The organism is Priestia sp. SB1 (assembly GCF_038898415.1).
Genome location: NZ_JBBJSS010000010.1, coordinates 52492 through 67530, shown reverse-complemented (window position 1 = coordinate 67530; position 15039 = coordinate 52492). Strand labels below are relative to the sequence as shown.

Annotated in this window: 19 protein-coding genes and 1 riboswitch; of the genes, 7 read left to right on the top strand and 12 right to left on the bottom strand. The window is 39.9% G+C overall.

Features of this window, described 5'->3' with window-relative positions:
* The first annotated feature begins 7 nt into the window (after positions 1-7).
* The gene (locus WKH56_RS29715; RefSeq protein WP_275210877.1) at positions 8-520 is read left to right on the top strand and encodes a MogA/MoaB family molybdenum cofactor biosynthesis protein; all 513 of its coding nucleotides are present in this window, start codon (positions 8-10) and stop codon (positions 518-520) included.
* Positions 521-553: 33 nt separating this feature from the next.
* Here the strand turns inward: WKH56_RS29715 and WKH56_RS29710 are convergent, their stop codons facing one another.
* The 3 genes from WKH56_RS29710 to WKH56_RS29700 all read right to left on the bottom strand — a co-directional run bounded on the left by WKH56_RS29710 (position 554) and on the right by WKH56_RS29700 (position 3532).
* Entirely contained in the window at positions 554-1216 is a 663-nt protein-coding gene (locus WKH56_RS29710) for a sulfite oxidase-like oxidoreductase (protein WP_310884532.1), read from the bottom strand.
* Positions 1217-1291: 75 nt separating this feature from the next.
* Positions 1292-1398, bottom strand: a riboswitch (SAM riboswitch).
* A gap of 141 nt (positions 1399-1539) precedes the next feature.
* Positions 1540-1908, bottom strand: coding sequence for a hypothetical protein (locus WKH56_RS29705; RefSeq protein ID WP_048020426.1), 369 nt, complete (start codon positions 1906-1908; stop codon positions 1540-1542).
* 13 nt (positions 1909-1921) lie between these two features.
* Complete coding sequence (locus WKH56_RS29700) at positions 1922-3532, bottom strand: putative polysaccharide biosynthesis protein (RefSeq protein WP_342837233.1); 1611 nt, start codon at positions 3530-3532, stop codon at positions 1922-1924.
* A gap of 332 nt (positions 3533-3864) precedes the next feature.
* On the opposite strand from WKH56_RS29700, the gene WKH56_RS29695 reads away from it, so the two are divergent.
* The gene (locus WKH56_RS29695) at positions 3865-4449 is read left to right on the top strand and encodes a YjgB family protein (RefSeq protein ID WP_114896401.1); all 585 of its coding nucleotides are present in this window, start codon (positions 3865-3867) and stop codon (positions 4447-4449) included.
* Positions 4450-4476: 27 nt separating this feature from the next.
* Here WKH56_RS29695 and WKH56_RS29690 read toward each other — a convergent pair whose 3' ends face one another.
* The 3 genes from WKH56_RS29690 to WKH56_RS29680 all read right to left on the bottom strand — a co-directional run bounded on the left by WKH56_RS29690 (position 4477) and on the right by WKH56_RS29680 (position 7204).
* Positions 4477-5319 carry a GNAT family N-acetyltransferase gene (locus WKH56_RS29690; protein ID WP_342837230.1) on the bottom strand — a complete coding sequence of 281 codons (843 nt, stop codon included), beginning with the start codon at positions 5317-5319 and terminating at the stop codon, positions 4477-4479.
* Entirely contained in the window at positions 5316-5981 is a 666-nt protein-coding gene (locus WKH56_RS29685; RefSeq protein WP_342837228.1) for a cyclase family protein, read from the bottom strand. Before WKH56_RS29685 ends, WKH56_RS29690 begins: the two co-directional genes overlap by 4 nt.
* 95 nt (positions 5982-6076) lie before the next feature.
* The gene (locus tag WKH56_RS29680) at positions 6077-7204 is read right to left on the bottom strand and encodes a 2-methylaconitate cis-trans isomerase PrpF family protein (protein WP_243495686.1); all 1128 of its coding nucleotides are present in this window, start codon (positions 7202-7204) and stop codon (positions 6077-6079) included.
* Positions 7205-7388: 184 nt separating this feature from the next.
* Here WKH56_RS29680 and WKH56_RS29675 point away from each other — a divergent pair, with 184 nt between their 5' ends.
* From WKH56_RS29675 to WKH56_RS29665, 3 genes are all read left to right on the top strand, one after another.
* Complete coding sequence (locus WKH56_RS29675; protein WP_033579989.1) at positions 7389-8249, top strand: LysR family transcriptional regulator; 861 nt, start codon at positions 7389-7391, stop codon at positions 8247-8249.
* A 296-nt stretch (positions 8250-8545) separates the two neighbouring features.
* A complete protein-coding gene (locus WKH56_RS29670) occupies positions 8546-9862 on the top strand; it encodes a CitMHS family transporter (RefSeq protein WP_028414937.1) in 1317 nt (438 codons plus the stop codon).
* Between the two features lie 67 nt (positions 9863-9929).
* On the top strand, positions 9930-10091 hold the full coding sequence (locus tag WKH56_RS29665; RefSeq protein ID WP_165636182.1) for a hypothetical protein: 162 nt from the start codon (positions 9930-9932) through the stop codon (positions 10089-10091).
* A 104-nt stretch (positions 10092-10195) separates the two neighbouring features.
* On the opposite strand, the gene WKH56_RS29660 is transcribed toward WKH56_RS29665, so the two are convergent.
* Positions 10196-10873, bottom strand: coding sequence for a hypothetical protein (locus WKH56_RS29660; protein WP_221832173.1), 678 nt, complete (start codon positions 10871-10873; stop codon positions 10196-10198).
* A 148-nt stretch (positions 10874-11021) separates the two neighbouring features.
* A complete protein-coding gene (locus WKH56_RS29655) occupies positions 11022-11474 on the bottom strand; it encodes a hypothetical protein (RefSeq protein WP_063247159.1) in 453 nt (150 codons plus the stop codon).
* Between the two features lie 200 nt (positions 11475-11674).
* Here WKH56_RS29655 and WKH56_RS29650 point away from each other — a divergent pair, with 200 nt between their 5' ends.
* Positions 11675-11917 carry a hypothetical protein gene (locus WKH56_RS29650; protein ID WP_063247160.1) on the top strand — a complete coding sequence of 81 codons (243 nt, stop codon included), beginning with the start codon at positions 11675-11677 and terminating at the stop codon, positions 11915-11917.
* An 85-nt stretch (positions 11918-12002) separates the two neighbouring features.
* On the opposite strand, the gene WKH56_RS29645 is transcribed toward WKH56_RS29650, so the two are convergent.
* From WKH56_RS29645 to WKH56_RS29630, 4 genes are all read right to left on the bottom strand, one after another.
* The gene (locus WKH56_RS29645) at positions 12003-12137 is read right to left on the bottom strand and encodes a hypothetical protein (protein WP_255902688.1); all 135 of its coding nucleotides are present in this window, start codon (positions 12135-12137) and stop codon (positions 12003-12005) included.
* Between the two features lie 139 nt (positions 12138-12276).
* Positions 12277-12921: a Bax inhibitor-1/YccA family protein gene (locus WKH56_RS29640; protein WP_025750024.1), complete on the bottom strand. Its 645-nt coding sequence runs from the start codon at positions 12919-12921 to the stop codon at positions 12277-12279.
* A gap of 145 nt (positions 12922-13066) precedes the next feature.
* Entirely contained in the window at positions 13067-13648 is a 582-nt protein-coding gene (clpP, locus tag WKH56_RS29635; protein ID WP_221832171.1) for an ATP-dependent Clp endopeptidase proteolytic subunit ClpP, read from the bottom strand.
* A gap of 29 nt (positions 13649-13677) precedes the next feature.
* Positions 13678-14343 (bottom strand): sigma-70 family RNA polymerase sigma factor, encoded by a 666-nt coding sequence (locus tag WKH56_RS29630; RefSeq protein ID WP_275210870.1) that lies wholly within the window; start codon positions 14341-14343, stop codon positions 13678-13680.
* Between the two features lie 152 nt (positions 14344-14495).
* Between WKH56_RS29630 and WKH56_RS29625 the strand changes: the two genes are divergently transcribed.
* Positions 14496-15035: a DUF2199 domain-containing protein gene (locus WKH56_RS29625; protein ID WP_063247162.1), complete on the top strand. Its 540-nt coding sequence runs from the start codon at positions 14496-14498 to the stop codon at positions 15033-15035.
* Positions 15036-15039: the final 4 nt, after the last annotated feature.

The window sequence follows — 15039 nt, the reverse complement described above, 5'->3', positions numbered from 1 at the left end:
GTACATAATGAGCGCACATGAACATAAATCCAAAGCAACTCAGCCCGTTCGCTGCAAAGTCATTACGGTATCCGATACACGTACAAAAGAAACCGATAAAAGCGGCGCGCTAATGATCCAACTTCTGAAAGAACACGAGATGCAGGTCGCTTCCTATGAAATTGTAAAAGACGATCAAACGTCGATTCAACAAGCGATACTTACCGGATGCAGTGCTGAGGACATTGACGTTGTTCTCACAAACGGCGGCACCGGCATTACAAAACGAGACGTCACAATTGAAGCCGTTCAAGCGCTGATTCATAAAGAAATCGTCGGGTTTGGCGAGCTGTTTCGCATGCTGAGCTATACCGAAGACATTGGCAGCGCAGCGATTATGAGCCGGGCAATTGCCGGGACGATTAACGAAAAAGCCGTTTTTTCTACACCAGGATCAAGCGGTGCTGTTCGCCTAGCTATGACCAAACTGATTTTGCCTGAACTTCGCCACGTTGTGTGGGAATTAAACCGCCAGCGCTAACAAAATGCCTATGCTTGCGCATAGGCATTTTCATTAATCATAGTCTTTATGTACCCACTCATCTTCTGGAATGCCTAAATCTTCTCCAGAAAAACGCTCTTCTTTAAACGGATCTCCTCTAAGATGAAAGCCGTTTTGCTCCCAAAAGCCCGGATGGTTTTCATCAATAGCTTCAAAGCCCCGAAGCCATTTGACACTTTTCCAAAAGTACAAATGCGGCACAACCAATCGCAGCGGATATCCATGCTTAGGTGTAAGCGGCTCTCCGTTAAAGGAATGAGCGAGAAGAATATCGTCTCTCAGTAAATCTTTTACTTCAATATTTGACGTATAGTCATTATCTCCGTGCAGCATGATGTATTTACTTTTCAACTCCACGCCAACTGCTTTTAAAAAGTCTGCAAACAGCACGCCCGTAAATTCATTATCAAGTCTTGTCCATCTCGTTACGCAGTGAATATCACATTTAACCGTTGTTTGAGGCATGTTCAATATATCTTGATACGAAAGCATCACTTCTTTGTCTACCAACCCAAACACGCGAAGCGTCCACTCCTCTAAGTTATAATCCGGCACATCGCCTTCGTGTAAAATGGGAAAGCGCTCTGTTACTACCTGACCCGGAGGCACTCGTCCTTCATACTTTGGATCAATTTCCGGTGTTTTCATTCGTTTAATACGGTCTGCTTTGTTCAAATTATCACCTCGTTGTTTTTTGTACATAAAAAGCCCTTCCTTAAATAAATAAGGAAGAGCTTTGTTTCAGCTTCTTCCTTATCTCTAAGAGCGATACACTCTTAAGGATTTGGCACCATTCTGTCATAGACAGCGGTTGCCGGGTTTCACAGGGCCAGTCCCTCCACCTCTCTTGATAAGGAAACAAATTGTATTTGTTTTATGTAATAAAGTCAGTATTAAGCTTTTTGTCATAATTGTCAATATTATTTTTCTTTTCCGCACAAAAAACTTTAAAAACAGATAGAGTTATAAGGTTTTAGTCTACTAAGTATGTAAAGCCTTTACCCTTCTCCATCAATCATCGTATACTTCCTAGCAAAGCGCTTGTAGTAAATTTGCTCATCCTCTTGCCCATTGTTAAAAACAAGTCGGTTATGATCAATATCTTTCTCTTTTAACACATAGCCTTTTTCATTCATCAGTTGAATATATTCATCTAAATGTCCTTTTTTCACCATATAGTAAAGAACATTATCTGAATCCGTAGTCTTTGCTACATCTTGACTTCCCACTTCTAACTTGAATACGGCTGTTGCTGTTTGAATGGGACGGTAGTCTCCAAACACCTTTTCCCAGTTTAGTAGCAGCAGCGCGCCGAAGATTATGATACATCCTCCAGCGGCTACGGTTAGTACAAATCGTTTTGACACTTCTTTCTCTCCTTTACATTCTTTTTCTTCTATTTAACACAACAGATTGCCCTAAACTTGTTTTGACGCCAAGCCCTAGATACACAGCAGCACCTAAAGCTATTGAAATACAAGACGTGCTACTCGCAAGTGAAGATGCAGACAGCTTATTTTCCAGAAAATAGTGAGAAGCATAATTGCCAATAAGCACAGCGGCTGACATCACACTTACTAATAAAACAGGAGTCAACGCGGCTTTTCCTAGTGATTGAACTCGGTAAGAAATGGATTTTTCAATTAAATAAAAGTTATAGATAACCGATACACCATATCCTCCGTACGTCGCGACAACAGGTCCAATTTCTTTTAAGCTTGAAACCAACAGTACGTTTAATACTATCTTCACAACAATACCTAAGCCCAAGCCAAAAATTAATTTCTTTTGCTGATTAATTCCTTGAAGAATCGCGGCTGTTACGGTAAAAAGAGCAAATAAAATGGCAGCAGGCGCATACCATTGTAAAACAACTCCACCGATTTCAGGACTGTTTTTCGCTCCAAAGATCATCATATATACCGGCTTACCCAATAAACAAAGCCCCACCGCAGAAGGAAGAGTAAAAAACAACAGCAGCTGCAGCGTTTTTGTAATCTTTCCTTTTACTTCTCGTAAATTTCCTTGCACAAAAGAAGATGTAATACCCGGAATCAGCGACATGCTGAAGGCAGTCGCTAGCGATACCGGCACCATTACTAAAATTTGCGCTAACCCAATGACGGAGTTAATCGTTTCGGCTTTAGCTTGTCCATACCCTATTGATTGAAAAAGCATGTTAATCGTAAACGTATCAATATTTTGATAGATTGGAATAGCTAAACCAACTAATACAAACGGAACAGCGTACGTCACAAGCTCTTTGAACATTAAAGAGAACGGAACAGATTTATTATTCTTTCCGCTATTCACTTCCTTCATAATCAGCCGCTTGCGTTTTAGATACGTCGCACCAAGAATCCCTATACCCCCTAAGCCTCCAATAAACGCTCCAAACGTACCAATTCCAACAGCTTTTGTCATCGTGCTATGAAAGAGATGAATAACAGCGTATGCTCCTGCTAAAATAAACAGCACACGCACTATTTGTTCAATAATTGTACTTAGCGCGGACGGTCCCATGGACTGGTTACCTTGAAAGTAGCCTCGTAATAGACTCATAGGCGGGATAATAATTAAAGCAAAGCTCACCATTCGAATCACGTATACCACGTCTTTTTGACTATTTCCTGAGGAATCTTTTCCGTTAATCACTAGCTCAGCGAGCGAAGGCGCCATGGTATAGAGGACTAAAAATCCTATTATGCCTGTTATCGTCATTAATAGAAGGCCTGCTTTTAATAGATCTTGCCCTGCCCTGTAGTTTCCAAGACCGTTATATTTCGATACATACTTCGAAACAGCAAGCGGAAGACCCATTGTCGATAAGCTTAGCATCAAGGTATATGGACCGTATGCATACTTATAAAGCGCGTAACCTGACGTTCCGACTAGCGCTGTAAACGGAATAATATAAATAAAACCCAAAATCTTTGTTAGCAAAGAAGACGCTGTTAACAAAAGCGTACCTCTCATCAAATTTTTTTCCATACATCAAAACTCCAGCAATAAATATTATATTTTTAACAAATACTTGATTTATTGTATCATACTTACAGTTATTATCTAGTTTTTTATAAAGACTTAGAATCCTCCCTATATTACGTTTTTTTACATAATAAAGGAACAAAAACCAATCTTTTCACCTATGAGAAATGAATCGTTTTTTGCTTTTCACCTTACCTGACGTTTATATTCTGAAAGGCGTGTTACATTATATATATCAGTTACCAACTCAACTAAGACTCCTTGACCATTCTGGCCTACCTTCTCTTTTAGGTAGACTGAGATTGATAAATCGTTATATATAGGAGGAAAAAATCATGAAAATGAAACAACGACTATCAAAAGCGGCTGCTGCTGCGACGATTACAGGAATTGCTGCGTTTGGATTTGCTCCTGTGGCTCAGCTTGATACCCCAGCACACGCAGCTACATCTCAAGAAACAAGCAGCCAAAGTCAAACAGCTGTAAAAAACATTAACGAAATTTATAATGCGGCGGTGCAAGGTGAAGTGCCGCGGTTAACAGCAGACTTAAAAATTGGCAAAAGCCTGCGTCAAGATGTTCGAGATCAGTTCGGTCCTCCGCCTGAAGGTTCATCAAATAACTTTGACTACTATCATGCGGAAATGGGCCATCCTGGATATGCATTTGGTTATGACCAAAATAACGTCATTAACGAAATTCGCTATTTTGGTACAAATGTAGAGCGTCAAACAAATTTAGGGTCCATCACGCAAGCTAACTTAAAGAAAGAATTAGGTCAGCCAAACTTTACAAGCAAAGTAAAAGGTGATGGTACGACTCAAACGAGATACACGTATCATGCCGGCGCCTATGATCTTGAATTTATTTTTGATGATAGCAAAACGTTGAATCACGTAAACTTAGTTGCAAAACCTTAAGAAATAGAAAAAGTAGCAGGCAGCCTGCTACTTTTTTTCATGAAATAAAACTAATGCGGAATCAGCTACGTGTTCATACCCAATCTCCATGTAAATCTTGTTAGACGTAGGGTTTGTCGTGTCCGTGTATAGACTTGTTGTTTGAAAACCGCTGTCTAGCATAAGCTGAGAAAGCGTGGACACACAGCTTGATGCATAGCCTTTTTTACGTTCTTCCCGCGGCGTGTACACAAAGTTAATCGTAACGTTGTGGGTTGTCGGACGCGTAGCATTAGCAATTGACACATACTTCCCGTTCACTTCCCATAAAAATAGCCGTTCTGCTTTAATAAAAGCTTCGCCTGTTTTGACAGCTTGCTCTTTTGATACAGGCTCTCCAATGACGTCCATAAACTCCCAAATCCATTCCGTCACGAGCGGAATATGCTCTGATCTTGCTTTTACCAGCACTCCTTTCGCGTCCGCAGCTTTTTTCACTTTGTCTAACCGATAAATGCGCTGATCCATTTTCAACGAAGCTTCTTGATTTTTTAGCGCTGCTAGTTTTTGAGAAAGATATAAAACCGTTTGCTTTTCTCCAACTAAGCCCGGTACGGCGGTTTCTTTTAACAGCTCAGCTACTTCGTTCAGCTCATCATTCGTTAGCTTCTGTATTTGAGACAGGATGATTTGCTGAGGATGGGTTTGCAGTAACACAAGCGCAGCACGATTGTCTTTTAAAATAATGCCCATAAAATTCGGTTTGCTGCTTTCATGTAAGCTTTGTAAAATGCCAAGCGCTAAGTTGTGAAGAACTTCATTTTTCTCTAAAAGCGGCTCGACTTGGTTTTTAAATTCCTGCACTTCCCTGTATCTATGTAATTGGATCATGTTCTTTCTACCTCCGCAAATGCTCTTACCGGAAATGTTCCGGCTCCTTTTATTTTAGGAGGCACGGCGTAAAATAAAAAGGACCCCGTTAGTTGATCTAAGCGACATAAGTGTTCAGCAATCACAATGTCCGCTCCTAACAGCAGCGTATGAGCTGGTCTTGCTTTTCCTTTTGTGTCGTCAATATTCATCGAATCAATTCCGACAAGAGCGGGCTGTTGAGACACTAAATAAGCCGCCGCGCTTTCTGTTAAGTATGGATGGTTTTCTAAATAATCGTCTGTATTCCAATAGCGATCCCATCCCGTATGAAGTAATACCGCTTTGCCTTTTACATCTACATGCTGAAAATGAGATTCATCAATAGCCGTTAAAGTCGGGTCGACTGAAACTACTATTCCTTCCAGTCCGGCTGTTTTATCAATAGCTGTTTGAGCCAAATCTGCTCCGTTTTTATATCTGTGAAACGGCACGTCAATATACGTACCTGTATTTGTAACCATTTCAATTTTACCGATTTGAAATTCAGTCCCTGGTTCATAAAGCTTTTTAGACTCTTCTCGGCTTAAATAGTCGCAAATGATCGGTGCCGGCAAGCCTTTATGTGTGATAACTCCGTCTTCGATGATGTGGCTTAAATCAATATACGTTCTTTTTTTCATACTACCACCCACTTTTTCAATATTTAGTAAAAATATTCTAACACAAAAAAACTCTTCCTAGTTTCCTAGAAAGAGTTTTTTTTTAGAGAACGTTATTAACTTGATAAACATACATCGTACGCATGCTTTGTATAAACAAATCCTTCAAAAATAAGACGGGCCGTACGCACTACTTTGATTCCATTAACCTGTCCTTCTTTTAGATCTACACTGGTTTCCATAATTCCCATTGGATGAGCAAGTCGAACCGTATCGCCTTTTAGTTGAACCATTTCTGACAGAAGCGTGCCTTTTGTATAGATAGCCGCCGTTGTACAAATTGCTCCTGTAATCGCAAGCGTTTGATGCGGTTTTTGCATGGACATCATCCGGATTAATACGTCCATTTGAGAAGCCTCTTTGTCTCTGCCAGTCCCGTCGCGGTGGTCCATCGGAGGAGCAATAATCGTCATTTTTGGAACCGCTGGTGATAGTTTAGTTGCTTTGTCTTGAGGTGCGAGCCCCGCTTTTTCCGCTGCAATGGAGCGAATTTCTTCAAATAGCTTCAGCTGTTTGTCCGTGTATTCATGCGGAAGTTCTGTTCCTTTTAGGCCAATATCCGCTGCTTTAACAAATACAAGCGGATTTCCTACATCAACAATTGATGCTTTTACTGTTCCGATAGATGTTTGCAGAAGATCAATAGCGTTCCCGGTCGGAAGCAGTTTTCCGGTAACGGCTCCTTCTCCGTTTTCAAACGAAAGATAAATAGGTGAACCCGTACCTGGCACTCCAGGAATCATACATTCTCCTTCTGTTTTCACTTTCCCGTTTTCTACTTCTACTTCCGCTACGATTACTTTTTTAGTATTCGTATTATAAATCCGCACTTTGGTCACCGATTCCACAGCTTGTACAAGTCCTTGTTCAATTGCGTAAGGCCCCACTGCTGAGGAGATATTGCCGCAGTTTCCTTTAAAATCAACGAGAGATTCGCTGATGCTGACCTGCGCAAACGTGTAATCTACGTCAGCTTCTTCTAAATCTGATTTTTTTATAATCGCAATTTTACTTGTCAGCGAATTGGCTCCGCCTAACCCGTCAATTTGACGTTGATCCGGACTTCCCATTATATCTAGCAAAAACGGTTCCCAATCCGATTTGTTCACAGGCATTTCTTCATGATTGATAAAGACCCCTTTACTCGTTCCACCTCTCATAACCGTTACAGGAATACGCGTCATCTTAATCACCTTTCTCCCCTACTAACAAACGCCGAGGCGTTCATCAAACCATTTTATTTTTTTACTATTTAGAACCGGTTCATTTGCCATTTATCGTATAATAGAGGTGGTCATAAGTAAAATACATAAAATTTATTGTCTTTTTAAAAATTTTTTTATAATCTAAATACAAGGGGGAATTGGGATGGATCAAAAAGATTGGATATTAATTAAAACGCTTCACGAAGAAAAGAACATTACGCGAACGGCTGAAAGGCTCTACGTATCGCAGCCTTCTTTAAGCTACCGGCTTAAAAATCTTGAAGAAGAATTTGGCGTGACGCTTTTTTTCAAAACGAAAAAAGGAATTGAGTTTACATCTGAAGGTGAGCATCTTGTTCGCTATGCAGAAAATATGTGGAAACAGCTGCAAGAAACAAAAGACAGCATGCGTAATATGAGCGAAACCGTTACGGGAACGCTTCGCCTAGGGGTATCGAGTAACTTTGCACAGCATAAGCTTCCAAAGATTTTAAAGCAGTTTTCTCTTCACTATCCAAACGTACAGTTCAGTGTGAATACAGGCTGGAGTACGCAAGTTATGAATCTATTAGACTCTTCCCGTGTGCACGTTGGTATTTTGCGAGGCAATTACCCGTGGAACGGAGAAAAATCACTGCTGACGAAAGAGCGGCTTTGCTTAATTTCAAAAAAAGAGATTGCGATCGATGACTTGCCGAACCTGCCTTATATTAACTATAAAACCGATACGTCGCTAAAAGATCTCATTCAAGACTGGTGGCATGACAAGTTTTCAGAGCCTCCGTTTGTGGCAATGGAAGTTGACCGGCAAGAAACGGCCAAAGAAATGGTTAAAAATGATTTAGGCTTTGCAATTTTGCCTGAAATTTGCCTTCACTCCAGCGACAACTTATATACATACGGACTTTCATACCGAGATGAATCACCTTTGCTTCGAAACACGTGGCTCATGTATGATCCTTCTTATTTGAATCTAGCGGTCGTGAAAGCATTTATTGACTTTTTAAAGCTAAGTGAAAAATAAAGCAAAAGCTAAAAAGTTTGCGTCTTGGAAGAAACTTTCTTTTAGACCAAGCTTTTTTCTAGACTACCATTATAAAAAATTTTTATGAACTTTCTAAAAAAACCTATATTTCCTTTATTTTTCAAAATGTACTAACATGAAAACAAGAAACATCAGCGGGAGTAAAGAGCGGCTTTAAAAATTCTTAATAATCAAACTACGGCTCATACATGGGGATGAGAGATGTTAGTCACGTTTTTTTACTCTAAAAGTAAACGCTTTCAAAGAAAAGAGGGAAAATAAAGGAGGTTGTTTGAATGCTAGCACTACTAGGTTTTACAATGATTATTGTCTTTACGTATCTCATTATGTCAAAAAGGATGTCTCCTATCGTAGCTTTAATGGTCATTCCGCTTCTTTTTGCGGTGATTGGAGGGTTTGGCAAAGGCGTCGGAGACATGATGCTAGAAGGGTTAAAACAAGTAGCTCCGTCAGCTGCGATGCTGCTGTTTGCCATTTTATACTTCGGCGTTATGATTGATGCCGGCCTGTTTGATCCATTAATTAAGCAGCTGTTAAAAATCGTAAAAGGCGATCCGCTCAAAATCGTGATTGGAACCGCTCTTCTATCGCTTTTAGTTGCACTAGACGGAGACGGTACAACTACTTATATGATTACGGTTTCTGCTCTTCTTCCACTGTATAAACGTCTGAATATGAGCCCGTTAGTGTTAACGACGGTTGCGATGCTTTCTCTTAGTATTATGAGCAGCATGACGCCTTGGGGAGGCCCGGCTACTCGCGCGATTGTTGCTCTTAACCTCGATGCATCAGAGTTCTTTATTCCACTTCTTCCAACGTTAATTGGCGGAGCTTTGTGGGTGATTTTTACAGGCTATATTCTTGGAAAAAAAGAGCGCAGACGACTTGGTGCTATTGACATCGAGCAGTTTGAATTAAAAAGCTCGCTTGCTTTTGCTGAAGACGCGTCTTTAACTTCTCAAGAAGATATTACGCAGCCTAAAAAAATCTGGATTAACTTAGCTTTAACCATTGCACTTATGGTCGTATTAGTTTCTGGTATTTGGTCCGTTTCTGTTTTATTTATGATTGGTTTTGCGCTTGCTCTTATGATTAACTATCCAAAACTTGAGGATCAAAAAGAACGTCTAATGGCTCATGCAGGCAACGCGTTAACCGTTGCAGCCCTTGTCTTTGCAGCCGGTATTTTTACAGGAATACTATCCGGCACTAAAATGGTTGACGAAATGGCAAGCCTGTTAATTCATTTAGTTCCTGATTCACTCGGTTCGTTTTTACCAACAATCGTTGCTTTGACAAGCATGCCGTTTACATTTGTGATGAGTAACGACGCCTATTACTTTGGTGTTTTACCAATCTTCGCTGAAACAGCTGCTTCTTACGGAATTGATCCAATGGAAATTGCGCGAGCTTCAGTACTCGGACAACCTGTTCATCTATTAAGTCCACTCGTTGCCTCTACTTTCTTACTTGTAGGTATGGTAGGTGTTGATCTTGGTGAACATCAGCGCTTTGCATTTAAATGGGCCGTTTTAACGTCTCTTGTTCTCATTGTCCTTGCTATTGTCACAGGCGCACTTACGCTATTTTAATAGGGAATAAAAGCTGCTATAGCTTTTTATTAATAAATTCTACATGATAGGTGGAGGTACTTCTAAAATGTATGTGATTACGTGTTATGTCAGAAAAGATGAAATAAAAATGTACGAGTTTGATAGTAAAGAAGAAGCGCTTTCTCAGCTCAAAAAGCTGAAAGGCTGCAGTATTCTTTCAGAAGTTGCTTACTTTAATGATTCATCGGTTATTCCGATAGCTATTTAATTATGCACCACTCAACCCTATAGGTACAAATTTGATAAGCTTCCTTTCGCTCAAAAGGAAGCTTCTTTTTTATGTTCTTCTCAAGCTCCGGCCCTTTTCTCTCATCAACGTTTTGTTACGTCTGGCTCGTTTTGTTTCCTTGCTTCAATCATATGAATAATTCGATTAGTATGTGGAGTTAATGCTGTACATTTTTGATAGAAGGCTCCGTCTACAACAAGCAGCTCTTCGTCCATCCCGCAAAACTTGCAGCGAAGCTCTTGCGGTCCCCTGTAGGATGTGTGATAGACGCTATCGTTAAAGATGGTGTAAAAAGTATCTCGTTGCTGCGCGTCGTAAAAGCCATATTCTTTATTACTGTCATCACGGTAGTTAACTCCATAGTTCCGTTCAAATTCTTCTTGAGTAAATCCATCCTGCAAAAGTTCATTTTGTACTAGTTCTCTTAAACAACCTTCTATTTCTTTGTAGTTAAATGAACAATTATGTGCGTAAACATCCAGTTCTTCAGTGCTGTTCTCTTTTACCATCACTTCACTGCCGCAAATCTTACAGGGGTGTTTAGGACGCTGTTGATTAAAGTAAGAGAGAGTTTGTACTTTTTCCACTGCTATTTCATCGCTCACCTTTTTAAATTTAATCATCACATTTTCTGTTTGACTAACGTTTTCGTTATACAACATCACTTCATATTCATCTATATTCTTTCCGTTTTCTTTTCGACTCGAATGCTCCATTACTTCATACGAAGAAATGGTAAAAAACTCATTAAAATTCACCACTAGCATGCATCCTTCCAAAAAATTTGCGTTCTCTATGTACCTGCTCTATACTACCATTTTTTCAAAGGCTCGCACCACTAAACGAACTTCTTTTAAATTCATGCATGTATAGCAGTTCACTATAACTCCCAAATATCCGATCAGTTGGCTATTTCACATTCACATCAAATAAATAAGTTGCCTTTCCATGAGGCCATTTACCCGATACTTCGTAAAGATAGTAACCGTTCTTTGAAGACACTTCAATATGATTATCCGTTATTTTAATTTTTTCTTTTTGATTATTTTTGTTTAGTTGATAAATTGTAAGTTTTGGATTGTTTTTTAGTAGAATTGTAACTTTGGTATCTTTCTCTAGCGTGAGGTCATCAAATTCTTTAGCAACCTCTTTTGGTGAGTAAGAATCCGTTTTGGTTATGTGCGCACCATCGTCACCGTTCCATTCATATTCTCCTACTCGCATTTCATACTCTTTGTCATTAACCATAATGCTTCCTGACACTGGAACTTGTTCATCATTAGGTGTAGATACATTGACCTGTTCTTGGTTGCAACCAACTAGTAAGAAAAAGAATAACGATGTAAGAACTACTTTATTCATACTTCCCCTCCTCTTAAGACTCGCTCTTCTCCTCATCTTATTTTTCATCACAAATATATAATACCAAAAATATCCATAAGAGAAACCATGAAAAATCGTCACAATTATGAGTTACATCAATCTGTTTGGTTACAACGCCTTATGCATATTCTTTTACTATGCGGCATACGTAACACTAACCCTTTTATAAGGAGGATTCCATGAATACGTATGTAATCATCAGTATTGGCGTTGTTGCCAGCGCATTTTTATTTCGTAAATATCGAAAGCAAGTCGTTGAAATATATACAATCAGTGAATTTATTCATGCTAAAAACGGCGCGGTCGCTACAGGCTCCACGTGGCTTGAAAAGTTTTTGAAAGAACCTTACGCTACCGGACCAAACTATGAAAAAACAGAGGATGACGTTAGCGAGGATGGAGAAGGGGATGGCGGAGAATAACTAAAACAAAAAAAAGAGATTGTGATATAACTACATCACTCCCATCTAAAGATCAACAGATTGGATACATGAGGTGGACTGCTTATTATACCGCTGTTGATTTCCGTGCAAGGCTTCGCTTTCCGCCGGCGGCCGCTGAGCCTCCTCGTCGCTTCCGCTCCTGCGGGGTCTCACCTATTCCGCTTCTCCCGCAGGAGTCTCCGCCTTGCCCTCCAATCAACAGCTAGAAGCATCTAAATGGATGACACCTACGCTCATCCTACCAATAAAAAATCCGAACGAAGTTGATTCTCCATCAAGAATCTTCACCGTTCGGATCGCCCTTCAGTTAGAACACTTTTGTCCCAGCCTATTTCTTATTAATCATCGCTGCCTAAAATACCAAAAAAGCGAAGCAAGTTGATGAATAGATTAATAAAGTCTAAATAAAGAGATAGTGCCAGCAGTGGAACAAGCTCTTCTGTAATTTCACCATGCTTCATTTTGTTAAAATCATATAGTACGTAAAGTGAGAAAACGATGGTACCAATCACTGAGAATGCCATGAGTCCAGGCGTTGTTAAGGGACTAAACAGCGAGAAAATACTGATGCACACTAGTGCTAACAGCGCCACTAATAAAAAGCTGCCTAAAAACCCTAGATCTTTTTTTGTTTTTGCGCCAATTACACCCATCACCGTAAAAATAACGAACGTGCTTCCAAACGCATAAAGAACGACTTGCGCCCCCGCTACTGATGTATAGTAGCTGACAATCGGAAACAGCGTGATGCCTGATATAAATGAAAAAGCATATGTAAAGCCATATCCTACGCTTTTTTTCTTTCGTAACATAAATGCCGCAACCAGCATCACAAGTTCAGCAATCGCTAAAGGAAGAAAATAAGCCGGCGGCACATATTGACCTACGTATAAGCCAACTGTGGAAATAAATAACGAAAAAATAAATGTGACTAATACTTTTTGAAACAGAGACCGCTGCTCTACTCCAATCACTTCTTGCATGTGTAAAACCTTCTTTCTAAAATCTGTTATATTTTATATAATACCTACCTTTTCAAGAAAAATAAAGATAATACTAAGGTCTTTTTTCTTATTTCTATAGACAAGCAAGCATAGACGCTGCCGTCTATGCTTCCTTATCACCTCTTTATTTCGGCAACAGAATACCATCAATAATTCCGTAAGTCATTGCTTCTTCAGCGCTCATAAAATAATCTCGTTCCGTATCGTTTGCCACTTTTTCAACCGGCTGCCCCGTTCGTTTTGATATGATTTCATTAATATGCTGCTTCAATTTTAAAATCCGCCGGGCGCTAATTTCAATTTCAGTCGCCTGCCCTCTAGCCCCTCCTAGCGGCTGATGAATCATCACTTCACTATTTGGAAGTGCATAGCGCTTTCCTTTTGCTCCTGCTAGGAGAAGCAGTGCGCCAAAAGAAGCGGCCATGCCCGTGCAAATCGTTTGAACGTCCGGCTCGATGTACTGCATCGTATCATAAATCGCAAACCCTGCTGAAGTCGAACCTCCGGGGCTGTTAATATAGAGTGAAATATCTTTTTTAGGATCATCTGCCGCAAGAAACAGCAGCTGCGCGACCACGCTGTTGGCAATATGATCATTGATTTCATCACCAATTAAAATAATTCGGTCTTTTAAGAGCCTTGAATAAATATCATACGAACGTTCACCGCGGTTGCTTTGTTCAATTACATATGGAATGGTACTCATATATATCCTCCCTATCACACGTAATATGGCTATGCAGCCATGCAGAGAGTGCATGTCGGAGTATACGTTGGTTTTTGAATGACGCTTTTTAAGGAAGGCAACTCCCGAATCAAAAGTGCTGGGTCCTGCGCTTCTAACGTTTTATAAAACAGTTCTGACAGCTTTTTACGCTCTCTTTCATTCCAAAAAGAATCTGTAGAAAACGGCTCACTGTCTTTTTCTAACCGCTGCTTAGCACGATGTAAATTGCTTTTCACCGCTGTTTCTGACGTTTGTAAAATCGAAGCGATCTCTTTCAGCTGATAGCGAAAGCCTTCTTTTAAGAAAAAGATAACCGCTTGCTTCGGCGTAAATTGACTAAGCAGCAGTTCGACCGAGTGTCCCTTACTATCAAACGTATGCTTGTCGGCTTGTTGTTCCAAAGCTTTTTCTTCGACTATTCCTTCACGCTTTCGTTTTCGCAGCAGGTCGATCCAGTGGTGGTACGCAATTTTATTTAACAGCGCAGAAGACAAATTGTGCTCTTCGCCTTTATATCGCTGAGCTTTTAAAAACGTTTCTTGCGCGATATCATCTCCGTCCCACACATTTTGTGCTAAAAAGCGGCAGTACTGCTGCAGTTTTGGGTAATGCTCGTTCCAGCAAGCCTCATCAAAGCTTTCTGTTTGTTTTTCAATTTTTTTTGAATGTGACATGGTTTTCACTCCTTTTGCACTCTCTATTTACTAAACGATTAAAGGAAGTTCAAAAGATACGGGGAATCAAACTTTTTTATACATTATACGCTTAAGCAGCCATTTTTTTGTATTATAATGGAGATACTTTTATCTGAGGAGTCTAAAATAATATGCGAAGAAGACGATTATACGGCAAAAAGAAAAAGAACAAACTTCACTATAAAGACTTAACTTGTGAACACCCTCTGCCCGCTTTGCCTATGAATTATACAAGTGAAGCTCCTTTTTACTATTATGAGGCGTCAGAAGACGAAAAACAAAACGACTTTGAACTATATTCAGAGATTTGTATCATGAATCAAGAACATTTTTTCGTCAGAGGCTGCGTTGAAATTCCCGTTCTTAATGAAGAAGACCCTTTCATTTGGAACATTTGGGTTTCTTTAAGCGAAGAAAATTTTCATCGAATGATAAATTTATGGGAAAGTGACGAAAGAGAACATGAACCGCCTTATTTCGGCTGGTTTTCAGTTTCAATTCCAGGCTATCCTGAAACGTTAAATTTAAAAACAAATGTGCATACAAGACCTGTTGGAACGAGACCTCTCATTGAATTAGAACCAACCGACCATCCTTTAGCCATCGAGCAGCGGGAAGGGATAACGCTAGAGCGAATCAAAGACATACAAAAACAATTGGCTACCTATTAAAAAA